General features: G+C 65.5%; 13 protein-coding genes. 5 read left to right on the forward strand and 8 right to left on the reverse strand.

The features are described from left to right. Positions 1 to 8: 8 nt before the first annotated feature. The 5 genes from modC to mepA form a co-directional block, all read right to left on the reverse strand. The gene (modC, locus tag ACVWW6_RS10150; RefSeq protein ID WP_028175932.1) at positions 9 to 671 is read right to left on the reverse strand and encodes a molybdenum ABC transporter ATP-binding protein; all 663 of its coding nucleotides are present in this window, start codon (positions 669 to 671) and stop codon (positions 9 to 11) included. Between the two features lie 2 nt (positions 672 to 673). Then, positions 674 to 1,369 carry a molybdate ABC transporter permease subunit gene (gene modB, locus ACVWW6_RS10155; RefSeq protein WP_011090882.1) on the reverse strand — a complete coding sequence of 232 codons (696 nt, stop codon included), beginning with the start codon at positions 1,367 to 1,369 and terminating at the stop codon, positions 674 to 676. A 13-nt stretch (positions 1,370 to 1,382) separates the two neighbouring features. Continuing rightward, positions 1,383 to 2,165, reverse strand: a complete 783-nt coding sequence (modA, locus tag ACVWW6_RS10160) for a molybdate ABC transporter substrate-binding protein (protein ID WP_456680648.1) — start codon at positions 2,163 to 2,165, stop codon at positions 1,383 to 1,385. Positions 2,166 to 2,375: 210 nt separating this feature from the next. Continuing rightward, a complete protein-coding gene (locus ACVWW6_RS10165) occupies positions 2,376 to 2,879 on the reverse strand; it encodes a hypothetical protein (protein ID WP_456680649.1) in 504 nt (167 codons plus the stop codon). Between the two features lie 510 nt (positions 2,880 to 3,389). Further along, the gene (gene mepA / locus ACVWW6_RS10170; protein ID WP_161532456.1) at positions 3,390 to 4,334 is read right to left on the reverse strand and encodes a penicillin-insensitive murein endopeptidase; all 945 of its coding nucleotides are present in this window, start codon (positions 4,332 to 4,334) and stop codon (positions 3,390 to 3,392) included. A 165-nt stretch (positions 4,335 to 4,499) separates the two neighbouring features. On the opposite strand from mepA, the gene ACVWW6_RS10175 reads away from it, so the two are divergent. Beyond that, positions 4,500 to 4,916, forward strand: a complete 417-nt coding sequence (locus tag ACVWW6_RS10175; RefSeq protein ID WP_456683146.1) for a L,D-transpeptidase — start codon at positions 4,500 to 4,502, stop codon at positions 4,914 to 4,916. A 388-nt stretch (positions 4,917 to 5,304) separates the two neighbouring features. Next, positions 5,305 to 7,476 carry a putative bifunctional diguanylate cyclase/phosphodiesterase gene (locus ACVWW6_RS10180; protein ID WP_456680650.1) on the forward strand — a complete coding sequence of 724 codons (2,172 nt, stop codon included), beginning with the start codon at positions 5,305 to 5,307 and terminating at the stop codon, positions 7,474 to 7,476. A 250-nt stretch (positions 7,477 to 7,726) separates the two neighbouring features. Here ACVWW6_RS10180 and ACVWW6_RS10185 read toward each other — a convergent pair whose 3' ends face one another. Then, positions 7,727 to 8,878 carry an acyl-CoA dehydrogenase family protein gene (locus ACVWW6_RS10185; protein ID WP_304549177.1) on the reverse strand — a complete coding sequence of 384 codons (1,152 nt, stop codon included), beginning with the start codon at positions 8,876 to 8,878 and terminating at the stop codon, positions 7,727 to 7,729. Between the two features lie 138 nt (positions 8,879 to 9,016). Further along, the gene (locus tag ACVWW6_RS10190; RefSeq protein WP_456680651.1) at positions 9,017 to 9,316 is read right to left on the reverse strand and encodes a hypothetical protein; all 300 of its coding nucleotides are present in this window, start codon (positions 9,314 to 9,316) and stop codon (positions 9,017 to 9,019) included. A gap of 139 nt (positions 9,317 to 9,455) precedes the next feature. On the opposite strand from ACVWW6_RS10190, the gene ACVWW6_RS10195 reads away from it, so the two are divergent. From ACVWW6_RS10195 to ACVWW6_RS10205, 3 genes are all read left to right on the forward strand, one after another. Beyond that, positions 9,456 to 10,145: an aspartate/glutamate racemase family protein gene (locus tag ACVWW6_RS10195; protein WP_304549176.1), complete on the forward strand. Its 690-nt coding sequence runs from the start codon at positions 9,456 to 9,458 to the stop codon at positions 10,143 to 10,145. Between the two features lie 200 nt (positions 10,146 to 10,345). Then, positions 10,346 to 11,599, forward strand: a complete 1,254-nt coding sequence (locus ACVWW6_RS10200; RefSeq protein WP_456680652.1) for a serine hydrolase domain-containing protein — start codon at positions 10,346 to 10,348, stop codon at positions 11,597 to 11,599. A 182-nt stretch (positions 11,600 to 11,781) separates the two neighbouring features. After that, a complete protein-coding gene (locus tag ACVWW6_RS10205) occupies positions 11,782 to 12,198 on the forward strand; it encodes an SRPBCC family protein (protein ID WP_304549171.1) in 417 nt (138 codons plus the stop codon). A 335-nt stretch (positions 12,199 to 12,533) separates the two neighbouring features. Here ACVWW6_RS10205 and ACVWW6_RS10210 read toward each other — a convergent pair whose 3' ends face one another. Continuing rightward, positions 12,534 to 14,396, reverse strand: a complete 1,863-nt coding sequence (locus ACVWW6_RS10210; RefSeq protein ID WP_456680653.1) for a caspase family protein — start codon at positions 14,394 to 14,396, stop codon at positions 12,534 to 12,536. Positions 14,397 to 14,501 lie beyond the last annotated feature (105 nt).

Below are 14,501 nucleotides of genomic sequence, written 5' to 3' on the forward strand. Positions count from 1 at the left end.
CAAGCCCCTCACGTCAGCACCTTCACCCCGCCGAACGACGTCACGCGCCCCTCTTTCAGCATCACGATTTGCGTCGCGAGCTGGCGCAACTCGGCGACGTCGTGGCTGACATAGACCATCGGGACGTTGGCCTCATCCCGCAGCCGCACCAGATAGGGCAGGATCTCGAGCTTGCGGCCTTCGTCGAGCGCGCCGAGCGGCTCGTCGAGCAGCAGCAGGCGCGGTTTGGACAACAGCGCGCGGCCGAGCGCGACGCGCTGGCGCTCGCCGCCGGAGAGTTTTCCGGGACGGCGGTCAAGCAAGGCACCGATGTCGAGCAGGTCGATGACGCGCCTGTGCTGGGCAGGATCGGGTGCAAGGCGGTTCATCCGTCGTCCATAGTCGAGATTCTGCGCAACGTTGAGATGCGGGAACAGCCGCGCGTCCTGGAACACATAGCCGATGCGGCGGCGCCAGGGCGGCACATGAATGCCGGCCGCGGTGTCGTCCACGGTCTCGCCGTCAATCACGATGGTGCCGCGGTCGGGCCGCAAGAGCCCGGCGATCATGTTGACCAGCGAGGTCTTGCCGGCGCCTGATGCACCGAACAGGCCGATGACGCGCCCTTCGCCGATGAACGATGCGTGAAGCGAGAACTCGCCGAGCTGCTTTTCGACATCGACCCGCAGCATGGTCAATTCCCGTGCAATCGCGCGGTGGCGCGGCGGGCGAACCACTCGGCGGCAATCAGCGCACCCAGCGCCAGGATGACCGAGACGATCACGAGGCGGCCCGCCGCGGCATCGCCATCGGGCGTCTGGATCAACGAATAGATCGCCGAGGAAATCGTCTGGGTCTCGCCGGGAATGTTGGAGACGAAGGTGATGGTCGCGCCGAACTCGCCGATCGCTTTCGCGAAGCCGAGCACCATGCCGGCGAGCACGCCGGGCAGCGCCAGCGGCAGCGTCACGGTGAAGAACACTTTCCACGGTGCCGCGCCAAGCGTCTCCGCGGCCTGCTCCAGCTTGCGGTCGATCGCCTCGATCGACAGCCGCATCGGGCGTACCAGCAGCGGAAACGACATCACGCCGCAGGCGAGCGCCGCGCCGGTCCAGCGGAACGCGAAGACGATGCCGAGATGGTCGGCGAGGAAGCCGCCGACGAGGCCGCGGCGGCCGAAGGTGAGAAGCAGCAGATAGCCGGTCACGACCGGCGGCAGCACCAGCGGCAGGTGCACCAGCGCATCGAGCAGCGACTTGCCCCAGAAATCGCGTCGCGCGAGCAGCCATGCCAGCGCAATGCCGAACGGCGTCGCCACCAGCGTTGCGATCACGGCGACCCTGAGCGAGAGCAGGATCGCAGTCCATTCGGCAGGTGAGATCTCGGACATCAAGTCGCAGATATCACGTCGTGGGGCTGATCAGGAACTTGAAGCCGTATTTTTCCAGGATCGTCTTGGCCGCGGTCGAGCGCAGGAAGGCGAGATAGTCGCCGGTCTCGCCCTTCGCGGTCACGGTCGCGGCAACGGGATAGATGATCGCGGGATGCGAATCCGCCGGGAAGGTGCCGACGATCTTCACGCCCGGCTCGACCTTGGCGTCGGTCGAATAGACGATGCCGAGATCGGCCTCGCCGCGGGCGACCAGCGTCAGCGCGGCGCGCACGCTCTCGGCCATGGCGAATTTCGGCTCGGCCGCCTGCCACGCGCCGAGCTTCTCGAGCGCCGCCTTCGCATATTTGCCTGCTGGCACCGACTTGACGTCGCCGGTCGCGATCCTGCCGTCGCCGGCGAGCTTGGCGAGGTCGAAGCCCTGCGCGATGGTGACGTTGTCGATCTTGGAATCCTTCGGCGCGATCAGCACGATGCTGTTGCCGAGCAGGTTGACTCTGGAAGGCTCGTTGATGGTCTTCCTGGAGACCGCGTAGTCCATCCAGTCGGTGTCGGCGGAGACGAACACGTCGGCGGGCGCGCCCTGCTCGATCTGCTTGGCGAGCACCGAGCTTGCGGCATAGCTGACGCTGAACTTGACGCCGGTCTTCGCGGTGTAGGCCGCGTCGATCTCGTCGAGCGCGTTCTTCATCGAGGCGGCGGCGAACACGGTGATGGTCTTGTCCTCGGCGGCGGCGGGCGACAAAGCCGCGAGCAAAACGATGAAGGCGGAAAAAAGTACGGAAGGGCGGGACATCGGGAGCGCTCCATGCGCGCCTGCGCGCGCCAATAGCGCACGCAAGACGGCGTTGGTTGAGTCAGGGGTGCGATCGGCGGACGCGCTGTTCCGGGGAGCCCGACGGACTTACGGTCCCTCGGGATATCGCTGGGCGCGACCATAACAGGCTGGCGGAACAGGTCAAAGGCGACCTTTGAGGTCAAAGGCGACCTTTGGTCCGACCCTTGCCTACTCGCTCGGCAGGATCGCGATCGAGATAAAATTGTCCCTGGCGCCGCTGACCTGGAGCACCAAGGGCTGCGCCGACAGCTCGTATTTCATGGTCTTGCGGATGCCGTCGCAATCGGTCGCGCCGCTGAAGGCCATGGGCTTGAGGACATGCCCGTCCTGCACCACGTCGACCCAGGCGCCGGCCGACAGGCTGATCGTGTAGAGCCCGGCTTTCGTTGTCTTGATGCCGGTGAAGCCGGCAAAGGTGCCGTCCTTTGGCGCCCGCTCCGGCGGCGTGGGCAGCTTTGCTTCGCTCGGGGCGACCAGCCCCAGCGTAATGGCCGATGACGGCAGCGCGGCCTGTTCGCTCCCCGAAACGAGCTTCGCACGGTCCGGCGCCGTCAGCGCGGCGCGCTCGCGCTCGATCGGCCATTTGAACTTGTCGCAGCCGCTCGGCTCTTCGGCGGCCAGAGCGGAGGTCGCACCGAGCGTGAGCGCGGCGAGGAAGGTGAGGATGCGCATGTCAAATCTCATCGTTGGCCACGCGAAAGACGCGGGGCTTGCGGTCAGGCTTGTTGAAGAACGGGATGCGCGTCCCGAGATGCCGCGGGCTTACGGCGCGGCGGCAGGCCGATACTAGCGCATTTGGCTGGTGCGAACCAATCAACTCATTCGTCAGCCCGGGCCGCGGGCCCCAATCACCACTGTCGTCCCGGACAAGCGGAGCGCAGATCCGGGATCCATAGCCACAGGCGGGTGTGGTCACGGGGGTTCTGAGTTGCCAGCTCGCGCCACAACCACTCCCTGTGGTTATGAGTCCCGTGCTCGCTTCGCGCCCCGGGACGACGGCGGTGAGGAGGCGGCAGCGTCAATATCAGCTCGTCGTCCTGGACAAGCGAGCAGAGCGAGCGCTGATCCAGGACCCATACCCCCAGGATTGTGTTTGGCGAAGACTCGCAGTTGCCACTTCGCCCAACAACTCCTCCCTGGGGTAATGGGTCCTGGCTTTCGCCAGGACGACGGCGGAGAGCGTTACGGTTTCGCATCCGCCGCGTGCAGCACCGCCTTGCAGGCCGCCGGCATCTGCGCCAGCGTCATCGGCGGTTTCGGTTTTGGCGGTTCCGGCGGCGGCTTGGGGTGCAGCACGGCATCAGAGAACCAGTAGGCGAGATCGGCCTCCTTGCAGCCTTCGTCCTCGGACTGCGACGGCTGGCCCTCGCATTCGCCGGCGCCCGGCGGGCAGCGCATGCGGATGTGGAAGTGATAGTCATGGCCCCACCATGGCCGGATCTTCGACAGCCAGGAGCGGTCGCCCTTGGCCTCGCGGCACAGCGCCTTCTTGATCGCGGCATTGACGAAGATGCGCTGCACCGCCGGCTCCTGCGCGGCGTCGCGCAGCACCAGCACGTGGGACGGCGTGAACGCCTTCGGGTCGATGTCGAGCCGGTCCTGCCGCACCATCATCACCGCGGACATTTCCTCGCGCTCCTCGCGCGAGAGCCGATGGTCGGGCATCGGCGTCAGCCAGATGTCGGCATCGAGGCCGATCTGATGGCTGGCATGGCCCGACAGCGCCGGCCCGCCGCGCGGCTGGGCGATGTCGCCGACCAGGATGCCCGGCCAGCCCGCGTCCTTGTGCGCCCTGGCCGCGAGCCGCTTGATCAACGCGATCATCTCGGGGTGGCCGAAATTGCGATTGCGCGACAGCCGCATCACCTGCCAATTGTCGCCGTTCAGCGGCATCCGTTCGGCGCCGCCGATGCAGCCCTTGGTGTAGGAGCCGATGACATGCGCCGGCCCCTTCGAGGGCAGCAGCTTTCGCGCGAACAGCTCCTTGGCGCCGATGCTGGGATCGTTGGGGTTGGCGAGCGGCGGCAGCGGCTTTGGGTTCACGCTGCCCTTGTCCTGGGCCAGCGCGCCGCCGGCGGTCAGGAGTGTCGCGAAAAGCAGGAGAGGGACGAGGCGGCGGGGACTCATGCTGATCACCTTATAGCCCAACGCTGCGTCAGGGTTAAGAACTAGGCTTTCGACCGGCCGCCGCCTCACGGTGTCTTTACAGCCGCGGTCCGGCCCCGACACCATGCTGGCCGGACAAAAAGCTGCGGGGCTTTGGTCATGAACCGGCAATGTGCACGGCTCGCGATGCGGGGCGTGACTGCGGCGCTTGTGCTGGCGGGATATTGCGTGACGCCGGCGCGGGCCGACCTCAGGGTGGATATCGACAAATCGTCACAGCGCATGTCGGTGCGTGTCGACGGCGCGCCGCGCTACAGCTGGCCGGTGTCGACCGGCCGCAGCGGCTACGGCACGCCGAGCGACACCTTCCATCCGCAGGCGACGATGCGGCGCTATTTTTCGCGCAAGTACTACAATTCGCCGATGCCGCACGCGATCTTCTTCCATTACGGATTCGCCATTCATGGCACGACCGACATTTACCGCCTGGGCGGGCCGGCCTCGCACGGCTGTGTCCGCTTGCATCCCGCGCATGCGGCCGCCCTGTTCGCGCTGGTCCAGCGCGAGGGCGCACGTAACACCACGATCCGTATTTCCGATTAGACCATCACAAAGTCGCATGCCGGCCGGCCGATTTTAACGGCCCGATAACCGTATCCTGCATTGACCAAAATTCGTGCGCGGCGTGCGGAATAACCGCGGTCGGCATGCAATCGCGCGCGATTTCGGAAATGATTCAAGCGCGCGCGCAATTTTGCGCCAGCGCGCCGTCCGATTGTAACGACGAAACGGGTTTGCTGCGCCCGCGGAGGCTTTCACGCCTCGCAAACAGGCACGGCTGCGGGTGCATGCGAACCGCGGGGCCGGCGAAGATTACTTTTTTTTCAGACACTTGCCCCAAGACTGCCTCAAGACTTGCGGCCGCAGGGCGCGACTGGGACATGTGAAGTTGAGTTTGGGGTCTCGAAAACCAGGAAAGCGAAAGCGCAACGTGCGTGCTGCGGCCGGCGAGCGGCCGCGCAAGCCGCGTTTCGCGCGCGCCTCGCATCGGCCCGCCAGGCACGACGAACTCGTGCAGAGCCGCGCGGAAGCCGAAGCGGCCATCATCGAGGCGCGCAAATCGCACGAACGGCTGCGCCAGGCCGTCGACCTGCTACCGCAGGGCATCGTGATTCTCGACCCCGAAGGCCGCTACGTTCTCTGGAACAAGCAATATTCCGAGATCTACAGCAAGACCGCCGATCTGTTCGCGGAGGGCGCGCGCCTCGAAGACACGCTGCGCGTCGGCGTCGCCCGCGGCGACTATCCGGAAGCCGCAGGCCACGAGGAAGAGTGGATAGCCCGGCGGCTGGAGAAGCTCTATCAGCCGGGCGCACGTCACGAGCAGACGCTGTCGGACGGCCGTGTCATCTTGATCGAGGAGCGCCGCACCGACGACGGCGGCGTCGTCGGCCTGCGCGTCGACATCACCGAGTTGAAGCAGCGCGAGGCCTCGTTCCGCCTGCTGTTCGACGGCAATCCCGTCCCCATGATCGTCTGCGCGCTCGACGACGAGCGCATCCTCGGTGTCAACGACGCCGCGGTCGCCCATTACGGCTATAGCCGCACCGAGTTCGAGAAGCTGAAGATCCGGTCCTTGCAGGCCTTCGACAGCGAGCCGCCCTGGACCACCGACCGCTCCAGCGACGAGCAGGCCGCGCGCACCTGGAAGCACGTCAAGGCCGACGGCGCGCTGATCGACCTTGCGATCTATTCGCGCGAATTGACCTATGCCGAGCGGCCCGCGGTGCTGCTCGCGCTGATGGACATCACGGAGCGCAAGCGCGCCGAGGCGCGGCTGGCCTTCATGGCCCAGCATGACGGGCTCACCGGCCTGCCGAACCGCAACCTGCTGCGCCAGCAGGTCGACGAGATGCTGCTGCACACGCGCCGCAGTTCCGAGAAGGTCGCGGTGCTGATGCTGGGGCTGGACAATTTCAAGGCGGTCAACGAGACGCTCGGACACGCCGTCGGCGACAAGCTCTTGCGCGGTGTCGCCAAGCGGCTGCGCTCCACCTTGCGCGAAGCGGACGCGCTGGCGCGGCTCAATTCGGACGAGTTCGCGATCGTGCAGAGCGGGCTGACCCGTCCCGAGGACGCGGTGATGCTGGCCAAGCGCCTGCTGGAGGCCATCGCCGATCCCTATCTGCTCGACGGCCATTCCGTGGTGATCGGCGCCTCCATCGGCATCGCGATGGCGCCGGCCGACGGCGACGATTCCGAAAAGCTGCTCAAGAGCGCCGACATGGCGCTGTCGCGCGCCAAGCTGGACGCGCGCGGCACCTTCGCCTTCTTCGAGGCGGCGCTGCATGCGAAAGCGCAGAGCCGGCGCAAGATCGAGGTCGAGCTGCGCGACGCGATCCAGAACGACGTGCTGCGGCCATACTACCAGCCGCTGATCGACCTCTCGAGCGGCCGCATCACCGGCTTCGAGGCGTTGGTGCGCTGGCCGCATGCCGAGCGCGGCATGGTCTCGCCGGCGGAGTTCATTCCGGTGGCCGAGGAAACCGGCCTGATCAATCCGCTCGGCGGCTTGATGCTGCGCCGCGCCTGCCTCGATGCCGCGACCTGGCCCGACGACGTCCGCGTCGCCGTCAATCTGTCGCCGCTCCAGTTCCGCAGCGGCAACCTGCTCTCGATGGTGACGGACGCGCTGAAACATTCCGGCCTGCCGCCGCGGCGGCTCGAGCTCGAGATCACCGAGACGCTGCTGCTGGAGAAGAGCGCCCAGGTGCTGGCGACGCTGCATGCGCTGCGCGCGCTCGGGGTGCGCATCTCGATGGACGATTTCGGCACCGGCTATTCCAGCCTCAGCTACCTGCGCAGCTTCCCGTTCGACAAGATCAAGATCGACCAGTCGTTCGTGCGCGACTTAGGCGCCAACCGCGAGGCCCAGGCGATCATCCGCTCCATCGTCAGCCTCGGCAAAGGTCTTGGCGTCACCATCACCGCCGAAGGCGTCGAGACCGAGGCCGAGCTGAGCTGCCTCAGGGCCGAAGGCTGCGACGAAGGCCAGGGTTTTCTGTTCAGCAAGGCCCGCCCCAATATCGAGATCATCAGCCTGCTCGCCGCGCAGCGCGGCATCGATGCCGCCGACGAGGAAGACGCCGCGATGGTGGCGTGATCGTCATGCTCCTCCGGCCATTCTTCGCAGCTCACCGTGAATTCCCAATGTAAGGGACGCGCCACTCTCTCGGTTAACCTCTCCGGCTTGCGGGAGAGGTCGCGCCGAAGGCGCGGGTGAGGGTTCTCTCCTCTTGGGGGTTCTCGATTCTGGAGCCACCCTCTCCCCAACCCTCTCAGCGCGAGCGAAGCTCGTCGCGCCCCCGCAAGCGGGGGAGGGAGCGCACCGGCCTTGCGGCTATCTCTCCGCCTCAATTGCTCGCCAAAAGTGCCTTCCCCACATCCTCGTAATGCGTGTCGCGCGCCTGGATCTGCTGCGCGATGGCGTGCATGTCGCGGAACCGCCGTTCGAACGGATTGCTGCGGAACACGGCCGTGGCGCCGGCCATGTGGTAGGCGGCGTCCACCACCTTGGCCGACTGGTGGATGGTCCAGGTCGCGGCGAGGCGAACCGCGCTGCGATGCGTCGCGCTGAATTCACCGGTCGCGCTGAGATCGCGCCACATCGCGTTTGCGGTCGCATGGAGATAGGCGCGCGCGGCGCGAAGGTCGCCCTCGGTGCGGCCGATCAGGCCCTGGACCGACTGGTTGTCGCGCATGGCGCTTGCCGCCAGCGACTGGTGCTTGCCGCGCGCCAGTGCGATCGCCGCATCCAGCGTGGCGCGCGCGACGCCGAGCGACACCGCGGCAAAGCCGAGGCTGAAGGTCGAGCCGGTGCCGATCCTGTAGAGCGGTCCCTTCTCGCGCAGCGCCGACGGCACGTCACGGAACGCGGTGAAGCGCTCGGGGATGAAGAGGTCGCTCACCTCATAGGAATCCGTGCCGGTGCCGGCGAGCCCGATCGCCTGCCACACGTCGTGCAGCACGGCGCTCTCTGCCGGAAACAGGATGGTGCGCACCTCCGGCGAGCCGTCGGCATTCTTGCGCGACACGCCGTCCGCGCTGGCGATGCGGACATGCGCCCCCAGCCAGTTCGCCTGCCGCGAGCCCGAGGCAAAATCCCAGCGCGCGGTGACGCGATAGCCGCCCTCGACCGCGCGCGCCTCATGGGCGATCGCACCCCAGGCGAGGATGCCCGGCTGTGTGTTGAAGATCTCGTGCGCGGTGTCGTGATCGAGCGAGGCCGCGATCATCGCGCAGACGCAGCACTGGCCGAGACACCAGGCCGTGGAGGCGTCCGCCTTCGCGATCTCCTCCAGCATCTGCATGAAGCCTTCGATCGGAACCTCGGCGCCGCCAAGGCTCTGCGGCAGCAGCGCGCGATAGAGCCCGTTCTCGACCAGCGCTGAAACGACGGCCGGCGTCAGCCTCCGCGTCCGCTCGATCTCGTCGGCCTCGCCCGCGATCAGTGGTGCGATGGCCCGCGCCCGCTCAACCAGGCCAAACCCGCGAGTTGCGTTCATCTGCGTTTCCTCGCCCATTCTGCCGTGAGCGGTAAGACAAGCGATGGTGGTCTATTTGGCAGGGAGGATCAAGATTGCCCGCGCTCGCTCGCCCCAGGGCGAGGTCGGTTGCGGTCCCGGAACGCCATCGCCTGCTGCTCAGCCGTTCGGCAGCCACCACCCGAAGATCGCGACGACGAGGCACGCCAAAAGGCAGATGGCCTGATGGCCCATTTCCATCCAGTACTGGACCGGCGCGGTGTCCCTCTGGAAAACCTGCCGCGACCAGTCCAGCAGCCAGACCACGAGATCGGGACTGAAGGCCCTGATTTTCCGGTCGGCATAGCCATAGCGCAGCATGCGCCCGCAATCGACGCACAGATAGATCGCGACGATTCGGGCGACGATCTCACACAGGAAAAACTGCATACAGGCACCCGCTTCATCCGTATCGCGCATCCATCTGCGAGAAACGGCGGCTATTGCAGCGGCACGACCTTGTTTGGTGTAGCCGGACTTGCGGCCGGTTCAATCGCGTCATGGCGAGCTTCCGCGTCTTCGTCTACGATCCATCGAGCGAGTTTTGGGAGATGCCGGGATGCGAACCATTGGCCTGATCGGAGGCATGAGCTGGGAGAGCACCGCGCTCTATTACAAGCTGATCAACGAGCGTGTCCGCGACCGCATGGGCAAGCTGCACTCGGCCCCGTTGCTGATGTATTCCTACGATTTTCAGGAGATCAAGGAGATGCAGTACGCCGGCCGCTGGCAGGAGGCCGCAAGCAGCCTCGCCGAGGTCGCGCTGCGCCTGGAAAGCGCCGGCGCGCGGGCGATCGTATTGTGCACCAACACGATGCACAAGCTGGCGCCCGAGATCGTGGCGAAGCTGACCATTCCCTTCATCCATATCGGCGACTCAACGGCACAGCGCATCCGGTCCAAAGGATACCGGCGCGTCGGGTTGCTCGGCACGAAGTTCACGATGGAGGAAGACTTCTACATCGACCGGCTGCGCGCGCATGATCTCGACGTCCTCGTTCCTCCCGCCGAGGCGCGGGCCGACGTCAACCGCATCATCTACGACGAGCTGTGCCTTGGAAACGTCGCCGCCCCCTCGCGTTGCCGCTATCGGGAGGTGATGGCGGCGCTGGTCGCCCGTGGTGCCGAGTGCATCATCCTCGGCTGCACCGAGATCACGATGCTGGTCGGGCAGGGCGACTCGACAGTCGAGACCTTCGACACGACGGCGATCCACGCCGAGACAGCGGCTGATTTCGCGATCGGATGATGGATGTCTCGGTGGCGCAGAATTCGGCCGACGTCGGCGGTGGGCCACATGCTGACACCGTCTACCCGTAATGATAGCATGCCTCCGTCACCGGTCTGCGAGGTTGTTCTCATAAACGCACACAAACAAAGATGTGTGAGGAGACAAGTACGATGAATTGGGGAGCACTCAGCAAGCCCCGCGGTTGCCGGGGGCTTTTCTTGCCTGTCATTCTCGCCTCCGCGCTCTGGGCGCCCCTGGCCTGCGCACAGGACGTCCGAAGCTTTCCCGGCGAGGCGGGACCGGTCTTTTCGGAGAGCGGCCCCGATGCCGAGCTCTACGGCGCGGCGTCCGGCTATCCGGTCGGCACGCGGGGGACCACCACCCAGATCGACAAGCTCGTCGGGGTCTACAGCCATTTCGGCGAGATCTATCCCTCGCGCCTGATCGGTCGGGCGACGGCGCCCTGGCAGTTCAAGCGCGCGCCGGAGCCAGCGATCGCCTACAGTTTCGGTACGGAACGGCTGAGCATCGCGGATTACCTCAAACGCAACCCGGTGACGGGACTCCTGATCGCCAGGGACGACACAATCCTGTACGAGCACTATCAATATGCGCGGACCGACCACGATCGCTTTCTCTCGCAGTCCATGGCCAAGACGCTGGTGGGCATGCTGGTCGGGATCGCGGTCTCGGAGGGACGGATCAAGTCGATCGACGACCCCGTCTCGACCTACGTCTCCGGCCTTGCGGGAACGGAATATGGAAACACCTCCATCCGCGCCCTGCTGAACATGTCGTCGGGCGTCGAATTCTCCGAGGTCTATGACGGGCACGATGACATAGCCCGGCTTGGGCGAGCCCTGTTCGTTGAAGAGCCGAAAGATCCCGCCGCCGTCGTCGCACAATTCAATACAAGAACCGCACCGCCGGGGACCCGATGGCACTATGCCAGTGTGGAAACCGAGATCTTGGGCCTGGTCCTGCGCTCCGCGACGGGCACGCCGGTTGCCGACTATCTCCACGACCGGATCTGGGATGCCATCGGCACCGAAGCGGATGCCTCATGGGCGATCGACGGCAGCGGGCAGGAGATTGCCTTTTGCTGCTTCAACGCAACCTTGCGCGACTATGCGCGCCTCGCCCGGCTGCTCGCACATGACGGTGCCTGGGAAGGTCGTCAGTTGATCCCCCGGCAATGGCTCCTGGATGCCACGACCGTCAGGCCAGGCGACGGTCATCTCGCTCCGCGCGTGGCCACGCCCTATTTCGGCTACGGCTATCAGGTGTGGCTCCTGCCCGGCGAGCAGCGCAGATTTGCCCTGCTCGGCATCCGCGGTCAGGTCATCCTGGTCGATCCGGCCTCGAAGCTCGTCATGGTGCACACCGCCGTTCGCCAGAAGCCGTCCGAACCGGGAGCCCTCAGGGAGCCGCTTGCGTTGTGGTCCGCCGTGCTTCAACAGCTCGGGCAATGATCTGACAGCGCCTTGGACCTCATGACCGCGCATTTGCTCGCCCTTCAGTGTGACGGGTTTGCTTTTTCTGGACATTCACGACACGACCATGTCGGCACGGACCGGTCTCGATCGTCCTTGATCGGACCCCGCACACGTCAGTGATGCCGTCACCCGTCAAAATCGAACCAGGAGCAATATTCATGAGGATCACCGTCGAAACCACCGTGGCAGCCCCCATCGACCAGGTCTGGCGTGCCTATACGACGCCTGCCGACATCGTGAAGTGGAACGCGGCGTCCGACGACTGGCATACGACCAAGGCGACGGTCGACCTGCGCGAAGGCGGCGTCTTCTCGTCTCGCATGGAGGCCAAGGACGGCAGCATGGGCTTTGACTTCGCCGGCACCTACACCAAGATCGTTGAACACAAGCGGATCGAATACGCGTTCGGCGATCGAAAGGCCGAGGTCGAGTTCGTGCCGGGCTCGAATGGCATTGTCGTCCGCGTTGTCTTCGATAGCGAGCCGACCCACTCGGTCGAGCAGCAGCAAGGCGGCTGGCAGGCGATCCTCGACAACTTCGCGCGATACGTCGAAGCGAAGCAGAAGACGTCGTGAAGCCGCGCGGGGGCACGAGATGGAGGTCCCTGACGGGCGTCGTCGGCTTTCCGGGCGGAGCACCTGACAGGAACTGAACAGTCGGGGAATAGCCGGCTTGGGGGCAACCGCGTCGGTTTACTCCTCAGCCGGCGACCTCCGGCTTGCGCCGAACCCTGGACATGCCGCTGCGTTCCGCTCGCCGACGCGATGGCCAAGAGCCGACGAGGCGCTGTGTCACCGCTTTAGGAAAGGCGGGCACTGGCTTTCCCTACGCCCGATCATCGAGAGTTGGAACGAAGCGCTCACTATCCAGGGAAAATCTCTTTCATCGCCGCAAATCTATCCCCGTCGCCTCAATTGCAGACTTCCCGGGTCCCTTCAGCGACCGTCACGCCCTGCCCGGACCTTGCATAGCCGAGCTTGCATCCCGGACGTACTGGGCGGCATCCCGCCGCATTGCAAACCATCTGGCCGGTGCTCTGCGGCTTGGTCGGTGCCGATTCAACCTGCTTGCGCTGCTCGTCTCGTCCCTTTGCATTCTCGCGCGCGGCCGTGGGTTTCCTCTCCGGGATCTTCTCGCATTCGTTGTCGTCGTTGACGCGGGAGCCGGCGCGGCATGTGATCTTGACGCAGGCATCGCCGTCGGCCCTGAAGCCATGGTCGCACACCAGCGGGCAGACCCGGCCCGGCTTCGCCTTGATGGCGTCCAGCGCGTCGAAGCTGGCGAGCCTGGCGTCGAGTTTCGTTCCTGCATACTTGTTGAACAGCGTCAGCGAGCGCTGCGACGTCGCATTCCAGTCACCGTCAGCCGACGCAGTCAGGCACCCGACCCGGCGCAATTCCGACTGCACCGATTTCGCGACCTCCTGGGGTGACATGGCAGGCTGCGCCGACGGCGGCGCGAGCGCCGCGACCTTCTGTTCGCCACCCGCGCCTTCCGGCTTCTCGGCAGCCTTTTTCGCCGCCAGCTCTGCGGCGGCTTTCTCGGCAGCGGCTTTGTCGGCGGCCTGTTTGTCCGCAAGAGCCTTCTCGGCAGCGGCTTTGTCGGCGAGCGCTTTGGCTGCTGCGGCCTCGGCCTCTTTCCTGCGCTGCTCGGCCGCGGCGGCCTTGGCCTCTTCGACCTGCTTGGCCTTCTCAGCCGCAATCCGCGCATCTTCGGCGGCCTTGGCGGCTGCCGCCGCCCTATCTTGCTCCGCCTTCCTGGCCCGCTCCGCCGCAAGCCGCGCTTTCTCGTCTTCGGCCTGCCGCGCCTTATCGGCGGCGGCGGCGCGCGTCTCCTCTGCTGCGATTCGGTTCAATTGCCCCTTGGCCAGGCTGGCGTAGAACCCGTCGGCATACTTCGCGAGGAAAGCCGTCCAAACCTCTCTCGTGCCGATCTGCAGCGCGAGCTCATAATCCCGACGGACGGCGTCATCGGGACTCGCCTGAGGCCCGGATGCGGCTGCCGGCTTGGCCTGGACCAGGGGGACGTCGTCACCGCCCAGCGAGCCATAGACATACGGCTCCTGCTTGTAGCCGGTGTTCTTGAGGACATCGTCGCGCACGAAGCCGAAGGCCTTGCGCAGGTCGAGTCCCGGTGTGGGCAGACGCTCGACGAGCGCGGCCGCGAACGGGCTGTTCTTCGAGTCGCCATCGGAGGCGGTCGAGCCCGCCTTCGCGGCGTAGGCGATCATGGTGTTCGAACTGGTCGGCTCGACCTTGGCAAGACCACGTCCGATAGCGCGGGCGGCAACCGTGCGCTTCATTGTCTTGGCAAAGGGATTGTCGCGGCAGGCGTCGAGAATGACGAGGCGGAGCTGTTTGGCCGGTTCGATGGCAAACAACACTCGGTCGAGCGGAAACGCCTCGTCGAACACGTCGTTGTCCGTCTCCAAGGCAGCATCGGTCGGGATCAGATAGTTGTTGCCGTCCAACTCGATCCCGTGGCCGGCGTAATAGATGACGGCGACTTCCGCCTCGCGAGCCTTGCCTGCAAACTCGCGAAGCGCCTTGCGCATATCGACCACGGTGAGGTCGAGCTTGATGTCGACGCTGTCGAATCCGGCCTTCTTGAACATGCCACCGACCAGAGCGGCATCATTCACCGGGTTCGCAAGCCTCGGCACGCTCTTGTAGGCCGAATTGCCAATAACGAGCGCGACGCGGCGCTCGGCGTGCGCCGAACCGCAGGTTAGCCAGACGACGAATAGCAATGAAAACCAGCGAAATGCGCCCATCACAGCCCCGAACATCACGTGCGCAGCGTATGCAGAGCCTGTCGAAAGGCAAGTCTTGGATCTGTGATGTTAGTCACTCAGGCCTTCGGCATGTTGCCTCCGGTG

The organism is Bradyrhizobium sp. USDA 3311, from assembly GCF_054062495.1.